The 7,080-nt window shown below is 66.7% G+C and carries 4 protein-coding genes and 1 pseudogene; 1 reads left to right on the top strand and 4 read right to left on the bottom strand.

All coding sequences use genetic code 11. The features are described from left to right. Positions 1–111 precede the first annotated feature (111 nt). Positions 112–1,311: a 2-hydroxyacid dehydrogenase gene (locus tag AB0L34_RS32075; protein ID WP_363709214.1), complete on the bottom strand. Its 1,200-nt coding sequence runs from the start codon at positions 1,309–1,311 to the stop codon at positions 112–114. Here AB0L34_RS32075 and AB0L34_RS32070 point away from each other — a divergent pair. Continuing rightward, a pseudogene (locus AB0L34_RS32070) lies at positions 1,286–1,417 on the top strand (aminoglycoside phosphotransferase); the annotation flags it as partial. The gene AB0L34_RS32075 and the pseudogene AB0L34_RS32070 sit on opposite strands and share 26 nt — an antisense overlap. A 728-nt stretch (positions 1,418–2,145) precedes the next feature. Here AB0L34_RS32070 and AB0L34_RS32065 read toward each other — a convergent pair. From AB0L34_RS32065 to AB0L34_RS32055, 3 genes are all read right to left on the bottom strand, one after another. Beyond that, on the bottom strand, positions 2,146–3,009 hold the full coding sequence (locus AB0L34_RS32065) for a hypothetical protein (RefSeq protein WP_363709212.1): 864 nt from the start codon (positions 3,007–3,009) through the stop codon (positions 2,146–2,148). Between the two features lie 1,006 nt (positions 3,010–4,015). Then, positions 4,016–5,347, bottom strand: a complete 1,332-nt coding sequence (locus tag AB0L34_RS32060; protein ID WP_363709210.1) for a phage tail tip lysozyme — start codon at positions 5,345–5,347, stop codon at positions 4,016–4,018. Between the two features lie 11 nt (positions 5,348–5,358). Further along, a complete protein-coding gene (locus AB0L34_RS32055) occupies positions 5,359–6,645 on the bottom strand; it encodes a M23 family metallopeptidase (RefSeq protein WP_363709208.1) in 1,287 nt (428 codons plus the stop codon). Positions 6,646–7,080: the final 435 nt, after the last annotated feature.

Genomic DNA, 7,080 nt, shown 5'->3' with positions numbered 1-7,080 from the left:
CCCCGCGGCGGCCCCGGGGATTGGCCGGGGCGCCGACACGTCGTCAGCACGCTCCTACACGGCGGGCAGCCCAGCCCGCTCCTGCAGGCCCTCGATGACATCAACCGCAGGTTACGGCCCGACAACGACGTTCGCGAGCGGCTCGCCCGCCGCGTACCGCCGGACCTGGTCGACCAACAGCCGGCGGGCCCGGGGCGCCAACGCGGCGGTCAGGCCGCCGACGTGCGGGCTGATCAGGACGTTCGGTGCGGACCACAGCGGGTGGTCGGCGGGCAGCGGCTCGGGTTCGGTGACGTCCAGGGCAGCGTGCAGCCGGCCCGTGCTGAGCTCGACGAGCAGCGCATCGGTGTCCACCACCCGCCCCCGTGACACGTTCACCAGCAGGGCACCGTCGGCCATCCTGGCGAGGAAATCCTTGTTCACCAGGCCCTCGGTCTCCGGGGTCAGCGGCGTAGCCAGGACAACAACATCCGCTCGCGGCAACATCTCCGCAATTTCGGAAACCGGCCTGACGCCGGGGCGGGCGCTCCGTGCCACCCGGCTGATCTCCACCTCGAACCCGGCGAGCCGGCGCTCGATCGCGGCGCCGATCGAGCCGTACCCGACGATCAGCACCCGGGCGTCAGCCAGCCCGGTCGACCAACCCGATGCCCAGCGGCCCTCGCCCCCCGCCCGGACGAAGTCCGGCAGCCGGCGCCGGGCGGCAAGCGTGAGCGCCACGGCCAACTCGGCGGTGGCCGCGTCGTGCACGCCCCGGCCGTTGGCCAGGATCAGGCCGGGCCGCAGGTACGGCAGGACATGGTCGTAGCCGGCGGTCACGGTCTGCACCACTTTGAGCCGGGGCATCCGGGCGATCGGCTCGCAGAAGCGCGGATCAACAATCCCGTACGGAACCGCATAGAACTCGACATCGTCCAGATTCTCGGGCAGGGGGTGAGTGCCGTCGTACAGCGCGACGTCCAGATCGCCGAGCTCGGCCAACGCGTCGGGGTGAGAGATCAAGTAGCGCACGGCGACAATCATGCCTTTTGAGCTGCTCAGCGCGGTGGTGGTGAGGGCGTCCTGCACCTGCCCGAGCAGCTCCAGCAACGAGCCAGCGGTGTCGGCAGCCGCTCGGCCTAGCCCGCAGTGAGCGGATGCGGGTCCGGCACCCGTGGGTGTGCGCGCCCTGTCTGAAGTATGAGTGGGCGGACCAGACGAAGCCCGGACGAATTGGTGTGAGCAGTAGTTGACGGCGATCCGCTGCCCGGTGAACAGGCGGCGCCGCGCACTACTGTTGCCCCGCATGACCCACGTCGAGATCGAGATCACCGCGGAGCTGGTCCGGGATCTGGTATGCGACCAGCACCCCGATCTCGCTGATCGCCCGGTTCGGTTAGGCGCGTGTGGATGGGACAACCAGCTGTGGCGGCTCGGTGTCTTCATCGATCCTCGGCCCGCCAACACCGTCCCTGAGCTGCATGACCAGCTTGGAAAAGGCTCATTGGTGCAGCAGACCCTATTCCGTGGCCGAGATCGTGCTCTGGCTCAGGGATGACCTCCAGGACGCAGCCTCGCCGGCCATCCGATCACGCGATGGAGAGAGAGACGTTATCTGCGCTGTCGCCACTTCGGCAGGCCGGCCGCGAAACGAAACACGAAATACACGAACGTCGCCGCCAACAGCCCCCACCGCATCACCTCGGATAGGCGGTCGGGAAACACCACGAAGCACAACAGGGCGACGGCACCGATCTGCATTGCTGCGGCGAGGAGTTCACGGCCGGGAGTCGAAGCCGGACCGAGGCTCATGAGGTCGGCAGCAAGGCTCCGTTTTGCTTGGGGCCTGCTTGTCTGTTCGTTGTCTGCCCATCTCGTCATGGTTCAACAATCCCCAGTGCTGGACATGGTCGGGCAGACACGGGTGTCATCTGTCAAATGACATCTGTCATCAACACCGAGGATGCTCGATGACGAGCCCGGGTCCGGACGAGGCCACGGGGATCGGCAGCTCGTCCCTGTGAAGCGGCCCGAGTAAGACTCTGGTCACCAGGGGTTGCTGTCTCCCTTCTTCAGGAAGCGTACTGCGAGACACCTTATCGGTTAATCGGCAAGCTAACCAAGTGCCCCACAAATACGTGAACAGCATTTACAGCTGCCCGGAATTTATTCGATGAACACCTTCACGGAGTCGGCCAGCCCGTCGTTTCGGTTGATGCCGACGAAGAATTCGCTCCCCACATGGGTAACGTCTTCGATCTCGTCGGTTAAGTTGTTCCCCGGAATTCCGATGTCGCTCTCCACATCGCCTCCAGACCAGTTGTACTGGTACACCCAGTTCCACCCGGTAGCGGGCGTTGAGGTGTTGATTGACTTGGTGTTCCAGATGTAGTTCTCAGAGCAGTCGATGCCTTGGTCGGAACGATTATCGTGACTCGTCAGGTTGCTCTTCACCAGCGTCCATCCACTCGTAAGCGCACCGGCGCCGGGGTGGGTCCACAGGCTACCCAACCGTCGGGCAGCATATTTGCCGGCTCCGCCGGCCGCCGTCGCGCTGTAGCAGAGGCCGCTGATGTTGCCTATCGGTAGACGCACTTCCCCGGTTGCGCCAAAAGATCCATCGGCGTTCAGGCGCACGATTGTCACCTTATCGCTCAGAAACGCGGATTGGCTCCCCTGGGTGGCGATCAAGGCCGGGCCCTGGCCCAGATAGTTCGGATTGTAGGCGAGGTCGTTACCGTGGCCGAGTGTGGGCATGGAGGTTGGCGCCCCGGCGCAGACCCAGCTAGTGCCGTCCCAGGTTGAGCCGTCGCGCAACCACCTGGACAGGACAGGCTCCGCGCCGGCTGCCTTTGTGAAAACGATGTAGAGTTGGCCGCCTGGCCCTGCCACCATGCCTTGCATGACCGTGCGACCCGCCTTGCACGCACTGCTGTTCGGGATGTTCAGCCGTTCCGCCCCGCTCCTGTCCGTAGCAGCGTAGGCAGACGCTGCCGGGGCAATAGCGATTCCAATTGAGAGTGTGAGCACGGACGCGATGCTTGATATCTTATTCACTTCGGCCTCTCTCCTCTAGGGGTAAGATGAGAGCAGCGTATCAATTGATGTCAAATTTTTATGTTGCATTGTTGTGGTAGCGAGCCGCGTTCGCATACCGAGCCCTTTCCAACCTGATGTTGCTGGTCAGGCTGCTAGGCGGGGGGCCGTAGATCGATGAGGGCGAGGCTCCAGGTAAGACAGCAAATCGACCAAAACCCGATGCCCCAACACGGGAGCCTCGCCTGTGCTGTCCTACCCTCCACGATCTCGTTGTCCAGCCGTACCCTGAACCACCTGGCCGATCGCATCAGTGCGGCCCTGGCCGAACTGGCCTTCCCGCTGACGGCCGTCGTGGTCGGACTCACCCTGCTCGACGGGCAACTCGACACGAGCCAGTGGACCGGCCTGATGCTGGTACTGGCCTCGGTGTTCCTGCTCGCGCTGCACGAGAACCGCAGTTCGCGCCCAGCGGCCCGAGGACCGTGGCTGGACGCCCGCCTACCAGTCCTGACATTCTGCATCCCGGCGCCTACGAGATCGGCCCAGCGGCTTCCGAATGGCTCCTCGGCTGGGGCGAACGCACTCTCGCGCAGGGGGAGGCGCTCAATCCCCTCGGCTACCACGTCGGCACCGTCTGGGCCCCTTCGACACCGCCTTCCTCGCCTGGGGGCTTCGCCACTACGGCTTCGACCAAGAGGCAGGACGCATCGCCGAGGGGGGGACATCATGGAGTTTCCGGCGCCGCGTCGCCGACCGAGCGCGTGGCACAAGGCGCTGGTGCTGGCCACGGACCGACTGCCGCACCGCGCGATGGGCCGCCCGGCCCCCTGTCGGGGTGGGGACGGGCGGCCCTGTCGCCCTGACCGGTCCGGCATCGGCATGACATCCGGCCTGGACCCTGTCCGGCAGGGGTTCCATGCGGGTCCAGAGATGCCGCCCTCGCGGAACGCCGGGCCGCTTGCCGGAGGCACCCCCGTCACCGAGGTGCCGTCCGGCGTCAGCGGGTGTAGAGGACCTTGGTGCCTCCCGCGTTGACGGCGGAGACGGAGTTGACCCCGGACAGGTTGGGCACCTGCAGGTTCCGCCAGCCCGCGTTGCTCGCCGCCTCGTGCACGCGGCCGTTGTTGACCGTGTAGACGATTCTCGTGCCGTCCGCCAACGAGATGGCGGACAGACCGCTCCCGTAGATGGGGCTACCGTTGTACCCCACGGCATACGGCGTCCAGTTGCCGCTTCCGGCCTCCCACACCGCGCCGGCGCGGATCGTGTACAGCACCGTGCCGCCGTTATAGGGAATGGCCGACAGCGCCGACACACCACTCAACGTGGGGACTCGCAGGTTTCGCCAGCCGGCGTTGCTACCGGCCTCGTACACGTAGCCGTCCCGCATCGTGTAGACGATCCGCGTGCCGTCGGCCCGCAGCACCGCGCTGACCGCGTCCGCGTAGATCGGGCTTCCGTTGTATCCCACCGCGTACGGCCGCCAGTCGACGCTGGACGACTCCCACACCGCGCCCGCGCGGATCGTGTAGAGAACGGTCCCGCCGTTGAAGGCAATCGCCGACACGGCGGAGACGTTGTCGAGGTTCGGCACCCGCAGGTTCCGCCACCCGGCGTTGCTCGCCGCCTCGTACACGTACCCGTCACGCACCGAGTAGATGATCTTCGTGCCGTCCGCGCGCTGGACCGCGCTCACCTTCGATGCCACGATCGAGGCCACCGGAAGTGGCTGCCAGCCGGAGTTGTCCGCTGTCTCGTACACCTGCGTGTTCGACGCGGGCGGGGTCGTGCCCGCGTACTGGTTGTAGTAGTTCGTCGCGTAGCTAATCCGCGTCGACTCGTGACAGGTTCCGCAGCGCTCGTAAAGGTCCTGGAACGCGACGGTCGCGTCGGCAATCGTGCTCGACGCCCGCAACTGCGCCAGCCCGTAGCCCGAGATGTTCGTCAGCTCCCACCAGATGAAGCCGAGCTGCGCGTTCAGGCTCCACACGTTCTGGCCGGTCACCGCCGCGTACCAGGTCGCGTTGGCGTTCGCGGTCGTGTCCCAGCGGCCGCCGGTGCTCCACTGCGCGATCCCGCGGCCAGGACCGCCGGCCTCCTGCGCCAGCGGGTTGATGTTGGACTCCTGCGCTAGGTTTCCCAGAATGCCCGCGGTCTGTTCCGCGGTGAGTCCCTTGCTGACGAAGAAGTCCCACGCGGTCCTGGAGTTGTCGGCGGCGCGTGCCTCACCGGGGAAGCCGATCCCGGATACGACGATGAGCCCTGCTAGGGCCAGCAGACCAACGCGCCGCAGTAGCGCGTTCGGCAAACGATTCATGGTGTGTCCCACTCGTCTCGGTGTCACCGGGTGTAGAGGATTTCCGTGCCGCTGGCGTAGATGGCGGAGACGGCACCGACTCCGCCTAGGTTGGGCACCCGCAGGTTCCGCCATCCCGCGTTGCTTGCCGCCTCGAACACCGCGCCGTCGCGCACCGTGTAGACGATCCGCGTGCCGTCGGGCCGATGGAGCGCGCTCACCGCATTCGCGTAGATGGGACTTCCGTTGTACCCCACGGCGTACGGCCGCCAGTCGACGCTGGAGGCCTCCCACAAGGCGCCCGCGCGGATCGTGTAGAGCGTCGTGATCCCGTTGCGGGAAATGGCCGACACGACTGCCACGCTGTCCAGGTTGGGCACCCGCAGGTTCCGCCATCCCGCGTTGCTTGCCGCCTCGAACACCGCGCCGTCGCGCACGGTATAGACGATCCGTGTGCCGTCGGACCGCAGCACCGCGCTGACCGCGTCCGCGTAGATCGGACTTCCGTTGTACCCAACGCAGAACGGAACCCAGTCGCCGCTCGCGCATTCCCACAACGCGCCCGACCGGATCGTGTAGAGCACGACCCCGCTGCCGACGGCAATCGCCGAAATCGCCGACACGCCGGCCAGGTTGGGCACGCGCAGGTTGCGCCAACCCGCGTTACTCGCCGCCTCGTACACGTACCCGTCACGCACCGAGTAGATGATCTTCGTGCCGTCCGCGCGCAGGACCGCGCTCACCTTCGACGCCACGATCGAGGCCACAGGAAGCGGCTGCCAGCCGGAGTTGTGCGCCGTCTCGAACACCTGCGTGTCCCCCGCGGGCGCGTCACCGCCAAGGAACGCCAACGGGTTGATGCGCCTGCCAGAGGGGTCGTTCATGTGCCAGTGCAGGTGCGGGCCGGTCGAGGAGCCCGAGCCCGGCGCGCCCGGGTAGCCGCCGGACAACCCGACGATGTCGCCCATCGCGACCCGGGTGCCGTTCGCCACGACGAACCCGGACAGGTGCAGGTACTGGGTTTTGTAGCCGTTGTCGTGGTGGATGACCGCCGTGTAGCCGCCGGTGCCGTTGTCGGGGTCGTTGTAGACCACACCGCCGCCCGCCGCGGGCAGTCGGGTGCCGACGGGCATGCCATAGTCAATTCCGCCGAGCGAGCCGCGTGCCAGGTGCCCCTCCCACGTCTCCGTGATCGGGTACCCCGTGAAGGGGTTGTAGAACCCGGGCACGGCCGCGGCCGCCACCCCAGTCCCCACGGTCACGCCTGCGACGGCGACCGCGCCCGCTGTCGCCGTCACACGCAAGAAAGTCCGCCTATCGATCCCGTCCATGCCCACCACCTGGGTCCCAATGTGTTCACGGAATATCCGGGGACGAAACTAGGAAGCGACAGTCTGCGATACATCGGTTGTTCGACCGATGGCCGATCGACGCGACGACGGGTGCGCCATCCGGGACCTGCCTGGTCCGCGACACCCTCCGCCCTCCCGCCACTCACCGTAGAGAGTGACGGCGCGGCGATCATCGCCGCCGGAGACACCGCCGTCGGCTCGCTCTGCAGCGGCGCTCTGGTCCGACATGGTCACCGCGGCCTCCGCGCAGGTCGCAGTCGGCTATGACACCTATGGCGAGTACGTGCGAATGGAGGCCAGATGGCAGACGAGGAGCAGTTGAGCGCCGTGATCGTCGATGACCACCCAGCCGTGCTGGCCGGGGTGACCCACTGGCTGTCCTGCGGAACACCGCCGATACGGGTGGCCGCCTCG

This window comes from Micromonospora sp. NPDC052213 (assembly GCF_040679695.1).
Lineage (GTDB): Bacteria > Actinomycetota > Actinomycetes > Mycobacteriales > Micromonosporaceae > Micromonospora.
Note: the sequence above shows the minus strand (reverse complement) of the source record. Positions and strands in the feature narration are given on the sequence as shown.

Excerpts from the sequence above, each read along its gene's own strand:
- AB0L34_RS32055 (WP_363709208.1), bottom strand. The coding sequence starts at position 6,645 with ATGGACGGGATCGATAGGCGGACTTTCTTGCGTGTGACGGCGACAGCG.